Origin of the sequence: Puniceibacterium antarcticum (assembly GCF_002760615.1) — a bacterium.
Taxonomy (GTDB): Bacteria; Pseudomonadota; Alphaproteobacteria; order Rhodobacterales; family Rhodobacteraceae; genus Puniceibacterium; species Puniceibacterium antarcticum.
This window is the reverse complement of the sequence record NZ_AWWI01000047.1, coordinates 17,336-32,429: the sequence shown is the minus strand read 5'-3', so window position 1 is coordinate 32,429 and position 15,094 is coordinate 17,336. Positions and strand designations below refer to the sequence as shown.

Annotated in this window: 16 protein-coding genes; 8 read left to right on the top strand and 8 right to left on the bottom strand. The window is 60.5% G+C overall.

Annotation, left to right across the window (positions count from 1 at the left end):
• Positions 1-41: 41 nt before the first annotated feature.
• The 7 genes from P775_RS05635 to P775_RS05605 all read right to left on the bottom strand — a co-directional run bounded on the left by P775_RS05635 (position 42) and on the right by P775_RS05605 (position 5,807).
• The gene (locus P775_RS05635) at positions 42-641 is read right to left on the bottom strand and encodes an Isoquinoline 1-oxidoreductase subunit (RefSeq protein WP_099910066.1); all 600 of its coding nucleotides are present in this window, start codon (positions 639-641) and stop codon (positions 42-44) included.
• On the bottom strand, positions 642-2,816 hold the full coding sequence (locus tag P775_RS05630; RefSeq protein ID WP_099910065.1) for a xanthine dehydrogenase family protein molybdopterin-binding subunit: 2,175 nt from the start codon (positions 2,814-2,816) through the stop codon (positions 642-644).
• A 3-nt stretch (positions 2,817-2,819) separates the two neighbouring features.
• A complete protein-coding gene (locus P775_RS05625) occupies positions 2,820-3,278 on the bottom strand; it encodes a (2Fe-2S)-binding protein (protein WP_099910064.1) in 459 nt (152 codons plus the stop codon).
• Between the two features lie 167 nt (positions 3,279-3,445).
• Positions 3,446-4,153, bottom strand: a complete 708-nt coding sequence (locus P775_RS05620; RefSeq protein WP_099910063.1) for a TetR/AcrR family transcriptional regulator — start codon at positions 4,151-4,153, stop codon at positions 3,446-3,448.
• 173 nt (positions 4,154-4,326) lie between these two features.
• The gene (locus P775_RS05615) at positions 4,327-4,929 is read right to left on the bottom strand and encodes a MotE family protein (RefSeq protein WP_099910062.1); all 603 of its coding nucleotides are present in this window, start codon (positions 4,927-4,929) and stop codon (positions 4,327-4,329) included.
• Positions 4,926-5,294 carry a hypothetical protein gene (locus P775_RS05610; protein ID WP_099910061.1) on the bottom strand — a complete coding sequence of 123 codons (369 nt, stop codon included), beginning with the start codon at positions 5,292-5,294 and terminating at the stop codon, positions 4,926-4,928. The genes P775_RS05615 and P775_RS05610 overlap by 4 nt, the downstream gene beginning before the upstream one ends.
• A 12-nt stretch (positions 5,295-5,306) precedes the next feature.
• Positions 5,307-5,807 carry a flagellar basal body-associated FliL family protein gene (locus P775_RS05605; RefSeq protein ID WP_099910060.1) on the bottom strand — a complete coding sequence of 167 codons (501 nt, stop codon included), beginning with the start codon at positions 5,805-5,807 and terminating at the stop codon, positions 5,307-5,309.
• A gap of 120 nt (positions 5,808-5,927) precedes the next feature.
• On the opposite strand from P775_RS05605, the gene fliF reads away from it, so the two are divergent.
• From fliF to fliP, 4 genes are read left to right on the top strand one after another with little or no spacing between them, the layout of a single operon-like run.
• Positions 5,928-7,553: a flagellar basal-body MS-ring/collar protein FliF gene (fliF, locus tag P775_RS05600; protein WP_099910059.1), complete on the top strand. Its 1,626-nt coding sequence runs from the start codon at positions 5,928-5,930 to the stop codon at positions 7,551-7,553.
• Positions 7,550-8,152: a FliH/SctL family protein gene (locus tag P775_RS05595; RefSeq protein ID WP_099910058.1), complete on the top strand. Its 603-nt coding sequence runs from the start codon at positions 7,550-7,552 to the stop codon at positions 8,150-8,152. The genes fliF and P775_RS05595 overlap by 4 nt, the downstream gene beginning before the upstream one ends.
• On the top strand, positions 8,145-8,438 hold the full coding sequence (locus P775_RS05590) for a FliM/FliN family flagellar motor switch protein (RefSeq protein ID WP_099910057.1): 294 nt from the start codon (positions 8,145-8,147) through the stop codon (positions 8,436-8,438). Before P775_RS05595 ends, P775_RS05590 begins: the two co-directional genes overlap by 8 nt.
• Before the next feature lie 2 nt (positions 8,439-8,440).
• Positions 8,441-9,172 carry a flagellar type III secretion system pore protein FliP gene (gene fliP / locus P775_RS05585; protein ID WP_099910056.1) on the top strand — a complete coding sequence of 244 codons (732 nt, stop codon included), beginning with the start codon at positions 8,441-8,443 and terminating at the stop codon, positions 9,170-9,172.
• A gap of 139 nt (positions 9,173-9,311) precedes the next feature.
• Here the strand turns inward: fliP and P775_RS05580 are convergent, their stop codons facing one another.
• A complete protein-coding gene (locus P775_RS05580; protein ID WP_099910055.1) occupies positions 9,312-10,076 on the bottom strand; it encodes a DeoR/GlpR family DNA-binding transcription regulator in 765 nt (254 codons plus the stop codon).
• 316 nt (positions 10,077-10,392) lie between these two features.
• Between P775_RS05580 and glpD the strand changes: the two genes are divergently transcribed.
• Genes glpD through P775_RS05560 form a run of 4 tightly spaced genes read left to right on the top strand, consistent with a single transcriptional unit; the run spans position 10,393 to position 15,094 of the window.
• Positions 10,393-11,997 (top strand): glycerol-3-phosphate dehydrogenase, encoded by a 1,605-nt coding sequence (glpD, locus tag P775_RS05575; protein ID WP_099910054.1) that lies wholly within the window; start codon positions 10,393-10,395, stop codon positions 11,995-11,997.
• A gap of 24 nt (positions 11,998-12,021) precedes the next feature.
• Positions 12,022-13,110, top strand: a complete 1,089-nt coding sequence (locus P775_RS05570; RefSeq protein ID WP_099910053.1) for an ABC transporter ATP-binding protein — start codon at positions 12,022-12,024, stop codon at positions 13,108-13,110.
• A gap of 11 nt (positions 13,111-13,121) precedes the next feature.
• A complete protein-coding gene (locus tag P775_RS05565; protein WP_099910052.1) occupies positions 13,122-14,222 on the top strand; it encodes an ABC transporter ATP-binding protein in 1,101 nt (366 codons plus the stop codon).
• Complete coding sequence (locus tag P775_RS05560) at positions 14,222-15,094, top strand: carbohydrate ABC transporter permease (RefSeq protein WP_099910051.1); 873 nt, start codon at positions 14,222-14,224, stop codon at positions 15,092-15,094. Before P775_RS05565 ends, P775_RS05560 begins: the two co-directional genes overlap by 1 nt.

Here is a 15,094-nt window from a genome sequence, read left to right as displayed (position 1 = left end):
GAACCTGCGTTCCGGGCCTGTCTTTCAACCTTTCTAAAGGTTTAGCTTTCCGGGCACATGGCGCCGGTGTCGATCCAGGCCTGAACCAGCTCGCCCAGCACCTGTTGATTGCCCGGGGCGGGGGTGCGCCCCTTTCCGGGCTCCCAGCCCCAGCCGACCAGACCATCTTCGGCCATATGTTCGTGAATTTCCGCCAAGGATCGATCGCCGTTGCGCGCGGGATCCTTGAGCTGGTCACAGATTTCCGGCGCGGTCTTGCCGACCCAGGCCATCTCGATCGGAGCCAGCTGCCAGGGCGTATGCCCGGGGATCGACCCAGCCCCGGTGGCAAAGGCGACGTTCTGGGAACCGTGGCAGGTGGTGCAATACATCCCCGGCGCGCCAAAGTCTGCGGCGCCACGCTGGACGGGGGGCATGTGCACATGCATGTCATCCCCCTGAAGCGGCGAATCCCCTCGGGGGTGGCAGTTCAGGCAGCGCGGGCTTTCGATGACTTTCATCATCTCCTGAAAGACTGCGACGGATCTTTCGGACTCGCTTTCGATTGCTGAAAATTCATCAACGGTCTTCAGGCCGTTCACGGTGTCGGCCAGCGCCGGACCGGTCAGGGTCAGGCCTAGGGCAAGGATAAGGCGTTTCATTCAGGCACCTGCAGCAGTAAAGGGAAGACGGCGCACGGCCTGTCCGGTCAGCGCGCGCCAAGCATTGGCGACCGCGGGGGCAATCGGGGGGGTTCCCGGCTCTCCGATGCCGGTGGGGTCGGCCAGGCTCTTGAGGATCGCAACCTCGACCTCGGGCATCTCGTGGATGCGCAGCATGCGATAGGTGTCAAAGTTCTTTTGCGCCACCTCGCCCCCGTCCAGCAAGGTGAGTTCATTGAACAGCGCCGTGCCCAGGCCATAGCCTATGGCCCCTTCGACCTGCGCGCGGATCACGTTTGGATTGACCGCAACGCCGCAATCTACCGCAACCCATACCTTGTGCACCCGGGGCAGACCATCGACATTGGACACCTCGGCAATCTGCGCCACATAGGTGTTGAAGCTTTCGACCACCGCCACACCATAGGCGCGGTCACCCTTGACCTTTTCGCCATCCCAGCCGGCCATTTCAGCCACCCGTTCCAGAACGGCGCGGTGCCGCCCGGCCTCTGAACTCAGCAGATCCAGCCGGCCCTGAACGGGGTCCTTCCTGGCCTTTTCCAGCAGTTCATCCAGGAAAACCTCTGTCGCATAGGCAGTATGGGTGTGCCCGACCGAGCGCCACCAGAGCACGGACATCGGGTTTTGCATGCGCACCCAGTTCACCCGTTTCGCGGGCAGATCATACGGCATATTGGTCGACCCCTCGTAAGAGGTCGGATCCTTGCCGCCGGAATTTCCCTGATCCATAAAGGTGTCGAGCATGATGGACTGGTTGGCGACGGTATTTTCCCAGCCGACGATGTTGCCATCACCGTCCAGACCGGCGCGCAGCTTGTGCACGGTCAGCGGGCGATAGAATCCGCCGGTCAGGTCATCCTCCCGGGTCCAGACAAGTTTCCAAGCCCCGTCGCCGCCCGCCGCCTTGGCGATGGCTGCAATCTCAAGCCCGATCTGCGGAATGGTCTGTGCGCGTCGGCCAAAGCTGCCGCCGGCCAGCATGACGTTCAGCGTGACATCCTCGCCGCTGACATCCAGCGTCTTGGCGACGGCCCCTCTGTCGATACCGGGGAATTGCGCCCCCATCCACATCTCGACCTTGCCGTCCTTCAGCTCCAGCACCGCGTCCAGCGGCTCCATCGGCGCATGGGCCAGATAGGGAAAGTGGAACTCTGCCTCGTGCAGTGTCTCGGCGCCCTTGATCGCGGTGCCGGAATCGCCCGTCTCCTCAACGACGATACCGCCGTCGCGCGTGGCCGCCTTGGAAAATTCGGCATAGATCTGATCGCTGGACCGCGTTTCGGCCTTGGACATGTCCCATTCCACCGTCAGCAGGCTACGCCCCTTGAGCGCGGCCCCGGTGGAGGTTGCATAGACCGCGATGCCCTGCGGGATCTGGCGGACGGCCTCGACCCCTTTGACCTTCAGCGCCTCCGTATCATCAAAGGAGATGACAGTGGCCCCGATCACATCAGGATGCTTGACCACCACGGTCTGCATGCCGTCGCGGTACACATCCATGGTGAAAATGGCCGTGCCGTTGGACTTTGCAGCGGTGTCGAGTTTGGGTCGATCCGTCCCGATCAGCTTGAACTCGCTGGGGTTCTTCAGGGCAGGTTCAACCGGAACCTGCTGTTGTGCAGCAGCTTCGGCCATTTCGCCAAAGGAGGCCGACTGTCCGCTGTCGCCGTGTAAAATTACACCATCAGCGACGGTGATCTCGGCGGCCGGCACTCCCCAGGTCTCGGCCGCTGCCGCGACCAGCATCGCGCGGGCGGCAGCACCGGCCTGACGCATCTGGGTGTAGGAATTGGCCATCGCCGTGGACCCGCCCGTGCCCTGCAGACCAAAGAACAGGTTCTTGTAAAGGTCATCATTGGCCGGCGCGGATTCGGCGCGCATCTGGTCCCAGCTGGCATCCAGCTCTTCGGCGACAAGGGTGGCAAGGCCGGTAAAGGGTCCCTGACCGAATTCGATATGCTTGATCATCACCGTCACGGTGTTGTCCGGCGCGATCCGCACAAAGGCATTGGGCGCAAAGGTGGCTGCGCCGACACCGTCCTTGGTCATGACAGCGGCGGCACCCGATTGCGCCCGCCCCTTCATCGGCAGGGCAAAGCCGATCACGAGGCCGGCGCCGGTGGCCAGAAATTGTCTGCGGTTCTGTAAAGTCATGGCTCAGCCCTCCATCGAATCGGCGGCGTCATGGATGGCCTGACGGATCCGCACATAAGTGGCGCAGCGGCAGACATTGCCGGCCATCGCCGCGTCGATATCATCATCGGTCGGTTTGGGAATTTCACGCAACAGCGCGGTTGCGCTGACGATCTGGCCCGACTGGCACCAGCCGCATTGCGGTACATCCAAGCCTTCCCAGGCGGCGGTGATCGCCGCGACCTCGGGGCCTTCAAGGCCCTCGATCGTCTCGATGCTGGATCCGTCGACGGTGCCGACCGGTGTGACACAGGTCCGGCGCGGCATGCCGTCGACCATCATCGTGCAGGCGCCACACTGCGCGACGCCGCAGCCGAACTTGCTGCCCGTCAGGCGCAGTTCGTCCCGCACCACCCACAAAAGTGGTGTGTCCGCTTCGACATCGACGGTGACGTCCTTGCCGTTGATCGTGAATGTCGTCATCACCCTATCCCTTGTTCTGGTTGTCCGTGTTCAGCCGACGCAACGCCGCTGCCCTGGGCAGTGAGGCGTAGTGCGGGATCTTCCAGTCTCTGTAAATACTGAATCCGAACTCGGGTTCAGTTTCTGCAAGTGGTTTATAGCCGTCAAAAGGCATAATAGCAGAAAACCTAGATACCGTCCGGCCCGGGGGAAGGGCGCTGCACATTTTTTTTGAGCTGCAGATAGGCAGAGGCGGCCCGGACCACCTCTGTTACAAAGATATCGTCGGGCGTGTCGGCCAACTGCAGGGGGTAAGGAAAGGCATTTGCGCGGTTCTTAAGCATGCCGACAAGCAGGTCCAGCACCAGCCGAATGGCCAGATCCGGGTTGGAATGCCCGATTTCGTCGCGCCGGTCGTGAAGGAGCCGGTAAAATCCATCCTGCATCTCTTGCTTGACCGCTATGATGCGGTCCGCGATGAATCCCGCCTGCCGGACCTCAGGCATGTCCATGACCCGCAGCCCGGGCCGGGTGTGCGCAACCTCCAGCGAGAATTCCAGATAGCCCTGAAGGATGGCGCAGATCGGGGCGCCCTTCCAGCGATCCGCAGAGATGGCCATCGCAATCGCGCTCTGGCTCTCTGACGCCAGCCGATCCATGATCGCATGCAGCAGGGCCGTCTTGTCGCGAAAGTGATGGTAGACTGATCCGACCGAACACCCCGCAAGCGATGCAATCTCGGCGACCGAGGCCGCGTCCACGCCGTGTTCGGAAAAAAGCGTTTCCGCTGCGTCAAGCAAGGCCGCGCGCGTGCGCTGGCTGCGTGTCTGCTGGCAGGCGCGCAACCACTTCAGATCTGATATCCAGTGGCTCTTTGTCAGGGCCTCCGCCTCCAAATGCCGGGCATCCGGCCTTGGCTCTGCCTATCGCCTTGCCCGGCAAAGTCAACCTGACGCGCGGACATAGCCGATGTGCAGGCGCCTTGTCATAAGCGCCCGCGGTGCGCACGTCCTACCCTCGTCGCCCGTCACGCTCCGGCCAGCGGATCGTCAGAAGGCGGCATTCGGGCCTACTGCTTGGGCACTTCGGCATTTCGTCCGGCCAGAATGACCGAGATCGTGTAGGCCGCCGTGGGGCTGAGGCCGGCCATGATGGCCGCCGCGGCGTCGGGCCGCATCCGGCCCAGAAAACCGGCTGAGAATTCCGGATCCATCTCCTCGAACAGGGCAGCGGCCTGCTTGGGTTTCATCGTTGCATAGACGTCGGTGAGTTTGGTCAGATCGTCCTCGGCCGCCGTGTCGGCAAGTGCGATCGTGCCGCGCAACTTTTCCTCGGCTGCGACCAGAGCGGACATTTTGCGATCGATTTCGGTTTCAGCCACCGAAAGCGCCTGCATCCGCTTGCGGATATCAGATTCGCGTTTCTTGAGGCCGTCCTCGCGTTCGTTGAGAGCCGCAAGGATCGGCGCGATATCAGCCTCCGAAGTGCAGGCAGCCGCCTCCCCGGCTGCCTGCTCCGTCGGGGGGGCGGTTTCCCGTGCGAAGGCCTGGCTGGCATCGCTGCCGATTCGCACCAGCGCCGAAGAGATCAGCAATCCGCCGATCACCGCGAGCGAACCGCGCATGCGCCGTCTGGGCTTGCGGGCTTTTTTCGGCTGTCCCTTCGCGCTCATCTTGAAGATCCTGACTGCATCATGCGGCGCGAAAAAACCGGTTCCTGTGACGGTGGTGTCGGCTCCGGTATGGGGTGCTGGGGCGGCAGATCGTGCATCGACGCCACCATCAGCTCAAGCCGTTTGGCCACATCCTCTGCCCGTTCGGTCAGTTCGGTCAGCGAAGACGAGGAGACCCCCGCGCTTTTCTGTGCGGCGGCCAGTGTCCGCGTCAGATCGTCCACCTGGGCAGAGAGCACCGCAACGGCGCCGCCGACCCCGGATTCCAGATCGTTGAAACGGGTCAGCCGGCGCGCCAGGACAAAGCAGTAGAACCCCGCCCCAAGCGCCCCGGAAACCAGCAAGATATCTGCGACAAGCTCCATTCTTGTCCCCTTTCAGTTCAGTACAAATTCCATGACCAACAGGTCACGCACACGGTCTTCTCCGGCAACAAGCTGTATGCGGCGCAGCATCTGGGCGCGCAGTCTGGCCAGGGAGGCAGGTTGTTCGAGGTCTTTTGGCTCCAGCGCCCGCAGGTAGCTGTTGAGAACATCCACCATTCGCGGAACGATCAGCTGGACATCCGCGACCTTGTCTTTCGGAACCTCGAGATCCGCCCGGAAGATAAGGTTTTTGCTTTGCGAACCGGGGGCCAGTGACACGACGACCTGCGGCAGCGACACGAAAGAAATGTCCGGCAGCGGACCGGACGGCACGATGGGATCTTCCTCCGCATGTGTGGTTTCGCCATGATCGCCGCCGCCGAACAACAGCCCAGAAGAGACTGCGAAGAATCCGCCACCTCCGCCCAGAACCGCCAGCACGACGCCGATGATCAGGGGCAGTTTGGACGGTTTCTTTTCTTTCTTTTCTTCAGGCACGGCGGCGTCAGTCATTCTAAACCCTTTCTGTCGTCGACTCCGTTATAGACTGGCAGGGACTAACTGATTGTTAAGTCTGATGCGCCAATGATGCCTCTCGAACAGAAGAAGAATTCATCTGACCGGAGGTAGGCATTGCAACAGATCCTGACAGTCTGGAACGCACTCAGTGCGGGGCGTCGGATTATGGTTATTGGGGCAACCCTGGCCATGTTCGCAGCCGTACTCGCAATGTCGCGCATGGCTGCGACGCCGAACATGGTCCTGCTCTATTCCGGCCTCGAAGCCAGCGCCGCAGGCGAGGTTGTGAGTGCGCTTGAGCAGCGCGGCGTGGTCTACGATGTGCGCGGCGGGGCGATCTTTGTGCCCAGCAATGAACGGGACGCCCTGCGCATGACCCTGGCCAGCGAGGGCCTGCCGGCCAACAACAATCAAGGCTACGAACTGCTCGACAAGCTGTCGGGGTTCGGCACCACATCGCAGATGTTCGACGCCGCCTACTGGCGCGCAAAGGAAGGCGAGCTGGCGCGGACCATCGTGTCCAACCCTCAGATCACCCAGGCGCGTGTCCACATTGCCAACAGCTCGGCGAATCCGTTCCAGCGGGATGTCACCCCTTCGGCGTCGATCTCGGTGACCACCACGGGCAATATCCTGTCGCCTCTTCAGGCGCGGGCCTTGAAGCATCTGGTCGCTTCGGCCGTGGCGGGTCTGGTGGCTGAAAATGTCACCGTGATTGACGGAAAAGGCGGGCTTATCGCTGCGGATGATGAAACCACTCCGGGGCGCGCCGCTGACGACAAGGCCGATCAGCTGCGCGACCGTGTGCAACGTCTGGTCGAGGCGCGTGTCGGGAACGGCAATGCGGTTGTCGAGGTCAGCGTCAACACCGATACACAGACGGAATCGATTGTTGAACGCAGTTTTGATCCGCAAACCCGGGTGGTGATCAGCTCGGATACCGAAGAGCGGTCGAACCAGACAAAAGATTCCGGTGGCGGCAATGTCACCGTAGCATCGAACCTGCCCACAGGCGCTGGCCAGAATGGCAGCGATTCGAGCAGTCAGAACAGTGAAACCCGCGAACGGGTAAACTATGAAGTCTCTGAAACCACGCGTGAAATCACGCGTGCCCCGGGGGCAATCAAACGGTTGACGGTGGCCGTTCTGGTCAACGGCAGCTTTGCCCCCGATGCGACGGGCGCGCTTGCCTTTGTGCCACTGCCTGAGGCGGAACTGACCGCGCTGCGCGATCTTGTGGCCTCTGCCGTTGGCTTTGACGAAGCGCGTGGCGATGAGATCACGATCCGCTCCCTTGCCTTCGAACGGCCCGAAGGCCTGGGAAGCGAGGCTATGGCACCTGACTGGCTGACCGCGAACCTTGATCCCTTGTCGCTGATCCAGATCGGCATACTGGCGCTTGTTGCCCTGATTCTCGGGTTGTTTGTTGTCCGTCCGATCCTGTCCGGTCGGAGTGGTGCGGCACCGGCGCTTGGGCGCAACGAGGCCCTTGCCATCGGAAACGACAATTCCAGTGACTTTTTGACGGGAGAGATCGATCCCGACGATGACTTCGGCAACTTGCCTGCCCTGTCCACCAACAATGACTTCAGCGACATGGGGATGGGGATGGACATGGGCGATTTCGGTTCGGTGTCGGAGGACCCAGTCCAGCGGCTTCGGAACTTGATCGAAGAACGCCGCGATGAAACCGTCGAGATTCTGCGAAGCTGGCTCGACGAACCTGAAGAGGCCAAATGATGCGTTTGCGTGATTTCCTCGAAGACTTTGACGGCACCCCCGTCATGGCCGCATCGCAGAACAGCCTGAGCGACGAAGAGGTCGAACACTTCAAGGTGGCCGCCTTTGAAGAGGGACATCGCGCAGGCTGGGATGACGCGATCAAGGCGCAGTCAGAGGACCGCACCCGTATTTCCAGCGACTTCGCCCAGAGCCTTCAGGATCTGTCTTTCACCTATAATGAGGCATATTCTCAGGTGCTCAATGCCATGACGCCGCTGCTTGAGGATATCGTGCAGAGCGTGCTGCCGAAGATCGCCCACGAGGCGCTGGGCGTGCATATCCTTGAATTGCTGCAGGCCCAGAGCCGCGCAATCGGCGCGCTGGATGTCGAAATCCTCGTGGCGCCGGAAAATGTCGAGGCGGTTTCCGGCATGCTCGATCAGGATTTCGGGTTTCCGCTGCAGGTGACAGGGGACAGCACCATTGAGGTAGGGCAGGCCGATATCCGATTTGGCGAAACGGAACAACAGATCGATCTGTCCGAGGTTCTGACAAATGTCGGCGCCGCATTGCAGGGATTTGTGCATGAAAACCGAAAGAAGGTGGTAAATGGATAACGCAACCCGAGAAACATCCGGGCGCAGCGACGGGGCGATGCCCTTCACCTCTGTCCCGATCGAGATCACGGTGTCAGTCGGCCGCGCCCGGCCTCTGGTGCGCGATCTTCTCAAGCTTGAGGAAGGCTCGGTACTGACGCTGGACCGACGGATCGACGATCCGGTTGAACTCTACGTGGGGGATCAGTTGATCGCGATCGGCGCGCTCGAAGTGATCGAAAGCGAAGGCCAGAGCATGCTTGCGGTGCGGGTGACCGAAGTGGCCGATTTCCAGGCGCCGGCCTGAGCATGTGGCACCGTCTTCTGAGCGTTTTGACGGTTGCGCTGATCCTGTCGGCGCATCCTGTTATGGCGCAGCAAGTTTCGATCGACATGGGGGGCGAGGGGTCTGTGACGGCCACCAGCTTGCAACTGATCGCTCTGATCACTTTGCTCAGCCTTGCGCCGGGCATCGCGATGATGGTCACCTGTTTCCCGTTTGTGGTGACCGTTCTTGCGATCCTGCGGCAGGCGATAGGGCTGCAGCAATCGCCGCCCAACATGCTGATCGTCAGCCTTGCGCTGTTTCTGACCTATTTCGTGATGGAGCCGGTGTTCCTCACCGCTTATGACAACGGGATCGAACCGCTGCTGAACGAACAGATCGACGTGCAAGAGGCTCTGAAGCGGGGGCTGGAGCCGTTTCGCGTCTTCATGGCGGCGCGCACCGACCCCGACACCTTTGCGGCCATGGCGGATTTGCGCCCCGATGCACGAGGCACACGCCTCGACCCTCAGGCAAATCTGTCCGTTCTGGTGCCCAGCTTCATGCTGTCAGAGATTGCGCGCGCTTTTCAGGTCGGATTTCTGATCTTTCTGCCCTTCCTGATCATTGATCTGGTGGTAGCCGCCGTCCTGATGTCCATGGGGATGATGATGGTGCCGCCGGCCATCGTGTCGCTGCCGTTCAAGTTGGCCTTCTTTGTCATCGCTGATGGATGGTCCCTGATCGCCAGCAGCCTCGTGCGCAGCTATTTCTAGGGTGCGTTGCGTCTGATCGAAAACGAAAAAGCTGCCTCTGCCTTCGGTCGAATGCGTTTTTCGCGACACTGTGAAAGTGAAGAGAAGCCACATACTGCAGGGTGCAGTCCTCCAAGGGGGCAGGCAGGCCTCCAAGGGGTCAGACGGGGCACAGCACGATTTCGGTATCCCAGTCGGCGCATTTTTCGACCAGCGCGGGGGGCGGTGCTGCGTCGGTAAAGAAGGTGTCGACTTCCGACATCGACGCAATGCGGGCCGGCGCTGTGCGCTGAAACTTTGACGCATCGGCTACCAGAAACGCGCTGCGGGCTTGTTCGATGATCGTCCGGCTGACCACGACTTCCTGAAAATCGAAATCGAGCAGATCGCCATCCGCATCCAGCGCCGAACAGCCAACCACGGCCACATCGACCTTGAACTGCCGGATGATCTGCATGGTCATGTTCCCCACCAACCCCCCGTCGGACCGGCGCAGGGACCCGCCGGCCACCACGATCTGACAATCCGGGTTTGCGACAAGGATATTGGCGACGTTCATGTTGTTGGTCACGACCAGCAGGTTCTTGTGGCGCAGCAGTTCGCGCGCGACCGCTTCTGTACTGGTGCCGATGTTCAGAAAGACCGAGGAATCCGGCGGGATCTGCGCCGCGCAGGCGCGGGCGATGGCAACCTTCGCATCCTCGTTCAGGGCGCGCCGGTCCTCGTATTCTATGTTCGATGTCCCCGACGGCAGGACGGCGCCGCCATGGACCCGCTCAAGCTGGCCTGAATCCGAAAGGTCGGTCAGGTCGCGGCGGATTGTCTGCTGGGTCACGCTGAAGTAATCCGCCAGCCGCTCGACGGTGACTCGCCCTTCGCGCCGGGCGATCTCCAGGATTTCAGGGTGCCGGAACGTCTGCGACATGGGTTTGTGTGGTCTCCGTTCGATGTTTTTTCTCCACTGGCATGTTTGACCCCTGCTGGGAACCGTCTTTGAAACACGCGCGTTTGGTTTCGTCTCTAAAACAGTATCGCATAAAAACGTACATTCTCGCGCATCTTCTTGGTCCGAAGGTGGCCTGTTTTCCGCATTTCCGCGTGAAGAGCAGAAAGATTGACCAATTTTTCATAAGGTTACAGCGCGCGATCATAAACGAAAAAAAACGAACACACAGGGCTTTCATTCGTGATCAAACGCTGTCATTATATGCTGCAAGCGAACAACGCCCGGGGAGGGGCCTATGTCCGAGGCGACGCACCAGAACGAGACGTTTGATCTCTTCATCATCGGCGGCGGCATCAATGGCTGCGGCATCGCACGGGACGCTGTCGGTCGCGGCCTTTCGGTCGCATTGGCCGAGATGAACGATCTGGCCTCGGCCACGTCTTCGGCCTCGACCAAGCTGTTTCACGGTGGCCTTCGCTACCTCGAGTATTTCGAATTTCATCTGGTGCGCGAATCCCTGATCGAACGGGAAACCCTGCTGCGCGCCATGCCGCATATCAGCTGGCCCATGCGTTTCGTGCTGCCCTATCACAAGGACATGCGGTTCGAGAATGAAACGCCGACCTCGAAACTGCTTAACACCGTCATGCCTTGGATGAAGGGGCGCCGCCCCGCCTGGCTGATCCGTTTGGGTCTGTTCATGTATGACAATCTGGGCGGTCGCAAGATCCTGCCCGGTACCAAGACGGTCGATCTGACACGGGGGCCCGAGGGCGCGCCGCTGAACGACAAGTTTGTGCAGGCCTATGAATATTCCGATTGCTGGGTGCAGGATGCCCGCCTTGTGGTGCTGAATGCCCGCGATGCAGAGGCGCGCGGCGCAAAGATCATGACCCGGACCAAGGTGATGTCGGCGGAGCGTGTGGATCAGCATTGGGCCATCACGCTGGAAGATGGCGACACCGGTGCGCAGCAAACCGTTCAGGCCAAAATGCTGGTGAATGCCGGCGGGCCTTGGGTCGGTGACATCATCCGCACCAAGATCCGCAGCAATTCCAAGGAAGGCGTGCGGCTGGTCAAGGGCAGTCACATCGTGACGAAAAAGCTTTACGATCACGACAAATGCTACTTCTTTCAGGGCGAAGATGGCCGCATCATCTTTGCCATTCCGTACGAGCAGGACTTTACCCTGATCGGCACCACAGATTCCGAACATCACGATCCTGCGGTCAAACCCACCTGCACCCCGGACGAACAGACCTATCTGTGCAACTTCGCCTCAAAATACTTCAAGACGCCGGTCACCACCGATGACATCGTCTGGACCTATTCCGGCGTGCGTCCCCTGTACGATGACGGGGCCAGCAGCGCCACGGCGGCGACGCGGGACTATACGCTGAAGGTGGATGACACTGGCGGCGCACCGGTGCTGAACATCTTTGGCGGCAAGATCACGACCTATCGTCGCCTTGCCGAAGGTGCGCTGGACAAGATGAAGCCCTATTTCAAAGATCTGCCGGATAAGTGGACCGCAGGCGTCACGCTGCCGGGCGGGGATTTCCCTGTGAGGGGCGCGATGGATCTGCAGCAGAAGCTGGCCGGACACTACCCGTTCCTGACCGAAAGCTGGGCACAGCGGATGATCCGGGCCTATGGAACCGAGGCGTTTGATATCCTGGGCGACGCGAAGTCATCCGAAGATCTGGGCCAGACCTTCGGTGGCACGTTGACAGAGGCTGAAGTTCGCTGGCTGATGGGCACAGAATATGCCCGCACGGCCGAGGATGTGGTTTGGCGGCGCTCCAAGCTGGGCCTGCGCATGACGACAGAAGAAATTGCGACACTTGATCGCTTTATGAAAGATACCCGGGCTGAAGGTTCGGCGCACGCCGCGCAGTAACCGGGACAGAGGGAGGAGGATGACATGACGCTTGCATTGCAAGGTGTCTCTAAGGTCGTGGGTGGACAAACCCATATCCACAAGACCGATCTGACATTGGAAAAGGGCACGATGAACGTGCTGCTCGGGCCGACGTCGTCGGGCAAGACGTCGTTGATGCGGCTGATGGCGGGGCTGGATGTGCCCAACACCGGCACGATTCACTGGAACGGCGAAGATGTGACTGGCATGCGTGTGCAGGATCGCCGCGTCGCCATGGTTTATCAGCAGTTCATCAATTACCCCTCAATGACCGTCTACGACAACATCGCCTCGCCCATGCGGCTGCTGGGCAAGTCGTCCGATGAAATTGATGCCGCCGTCCGCAAATCCGCTGATCTGATGAAACTGACCCCGATGCTGCAGCGCAAACCGCTGGAGCTGTCCGGCGGTCAGCAGCAGCGCTGTGCCCTGGCGCGCGCGTTGGTCAAGGATGCCGGGCTCGTCCTGCTGGATGAACCGCTTGCCAACCTCGATTACAAACTGCGTGAAGAGCTGCGGATCGAAATCCCCAAGATTTTCGAAGAGGCCGGCAGCATCTTTGTCTACGCCACCACAGAACCCGAAGAGGCGCTTCTTCTGGGCGGCAACACCGCCTGCCTGTGGGAGGGCCGCGTGACCCAGTTCGGCCCGACGCCGACGGTCTATCGCCAGCCCATCGATGCCACCACGGCCCGCGTGTTCAGCGACCCGCCGATGAACTTTGTGCAGATCCGCAAAAGCAGTCAGACGCTTACATTTGGCGATGGCAATTCTGCCCCCGCCACCGGCAGTCTGGCCGCGCTGGCAGATGGCACCTACACCGCCGGGTTCCGCCCCAACCATCTTGAGATTCTGCAGCACACCGCGTCAGCCGTGTCGTTCACGGCGAAACTGGTGGTGACCGAACTGACCGGGTCGGAAACCTTTGTACACCTGAATCACCAGGGCGAACGCTGGGTCGGATTGATCCACGGCATTCACAAGTTGAACATAGGCGAGGATATGAAGGTCTGGCTCGACCCCAGCCACGTCTATATCTTTGACAAGTCCGGCGCCCTGGTGGTGCCTGCCGCCTATGCGCAAGCCGCCTGAGGGAGAGAGACATGGCCAAGATCACACTCGACAACCTCGCCCATTCCTATTTCCCCAACCCGAAATCCATGGAGGATTTCGCGCTGAAAGAGCTGAATTACGACTGGGCGGATGGTGAAGCCTATGCGCTGCTCGGCTCTTCTGGCTGCGGCAAATCCACCTTGCTCAACATCATCTCGGGGCTGCTGCACCCGTCGCAGGGCCGTATCCTGTTTGATGGCAAGGATGTGACTCAATCCCCGACCGCCGAACGCAACATCGCGCAGGTGTTCCAGTTTCCGGTGGTCTACGACACGATGACCGTGCGCGACAATCTGGCCTTTCCGCTGCGCAACCGGGGCGTCGATGCCAAGATCATCGCCGAACGCGTGCAGAAGATCGGCAAGATGATCGACATGGAAAACATGCTCGACCGAAAGGCGCGCGGCCTGACCGCAGATGCCAAGCAAAAGATTTCGCTTGGGCGCGGCATGGTGCGCGAAGACGTGAACGCGCTGCTGTTTGACGAACCGCTGACCGTGATCGACCCGCATATGAAGTGGGAGCTGCGCACGCAGCTGAAAAAGCTGCACCATGATTTTGGTCACACCATGATCTATGTGACCCACGACCAGACAGAGGCGCTGACCTTTGCCGACAAGGTGGTCGTCATGTACGACGGCCGCGTCGTGCAGATCGGCACGCCCGAAGAGCTTTTCGAAAAGCCCGCGCATACCTTTGTCGGCTATTTCATCGGCTCTCCGGGCATGAACGTCCTGCCCGCCTCGGTGAGCGGGACATCCGCCGTGGTGGACGGGCACGAAATCCCGCTCGGGTCGGGCTACACCAGCCCGCAGGGCAAGGTCGAAATCGGCGTGCGTCCCGAATACTGCAGCCTCTCCGCGACCCATGGCCTGCCGGTCAAGGTGCGACGGGTCGAGGATGTGGGCCGTCACAAGATCGTCCGCGCGACTTATGGTACGCATGAGATCAATATCATTGCCAACGAAGGCGACAATATCGGCGCCGACATGACCCACGTCACCTTTGATGCGGATCACGTCAACGTCTATGCCGATGACTGGCTGGTCAGCCCGTCCGGTGTGCAAAACGCCAAGGGGGAGGCCGCGTAATGGAAAAGACCGTCAATCAAAAGGCCTGGTTCCTGGTCCTGCCTGTTCTGGTCCTCGTCGCCTTTTCCGCCGTGATCCCGCTGATGACCGTGGTCAACTATTCGGTTCAGGACACCTTTGGCAACAATCAGTTCTTCTGGGCCGGCCTTGAATGGTTCGATGAGCTTCTGCATTCCGACCGGATGTGGAACGCGCTTGGCCGTCAGATGGTGTTTTCGGCGATCATCCTTGCGATCGAGGTGCCGCTGGGCATCTTCGTCGCGCTCAACATGCCCAAGAAAGGCTTCTGGGCGTCGTTCTGTCTGGTCCTCATGTCCCTGCCGCTGCTGATTCCGTGGAACGTGGTCGGCACCATCTGGCAGATCTTTGGCCGGGTCGACATCGGCCTGCTGGGCTATACTCTTGATGCGATGGGCATCGACTACAACTACACGCAGGGTTTCATAGCCGCCTGGACCACGCTGATCGTGATGGATGTCTGGCACTGGACGTCGCTTGTGGCGCTTCTGGCCTATGCCGGTCTGCAGTCGATCCCTGATGCCTATTATCAGGCGGCCAAGATCGATCAGGCCAGCCGCTGGGCCGTGTTCCGCTACATCGAACTGCCAAAGATCACAGGCGTGTTGATGATCGCGATCCTGCTGCGGTTCATGGACAGCTTCATGATCTACACCGAACCCTTCGTCGTGACCGGCGGTGGCCCCGGCAATGCCACGACCTTCCTGTCCATCGACCTTGTGAAAATGGCGCTTGGACAGTTCGACCTTGGTCCTGCAGCCGCCTTCAGCCTGATGTATTTCCTTGTGATCCTGTTGATTTCGTGGGTGTTCTACACAGTCATGGTCAACCTTGAAAAGCGGGACGGAGTGTAA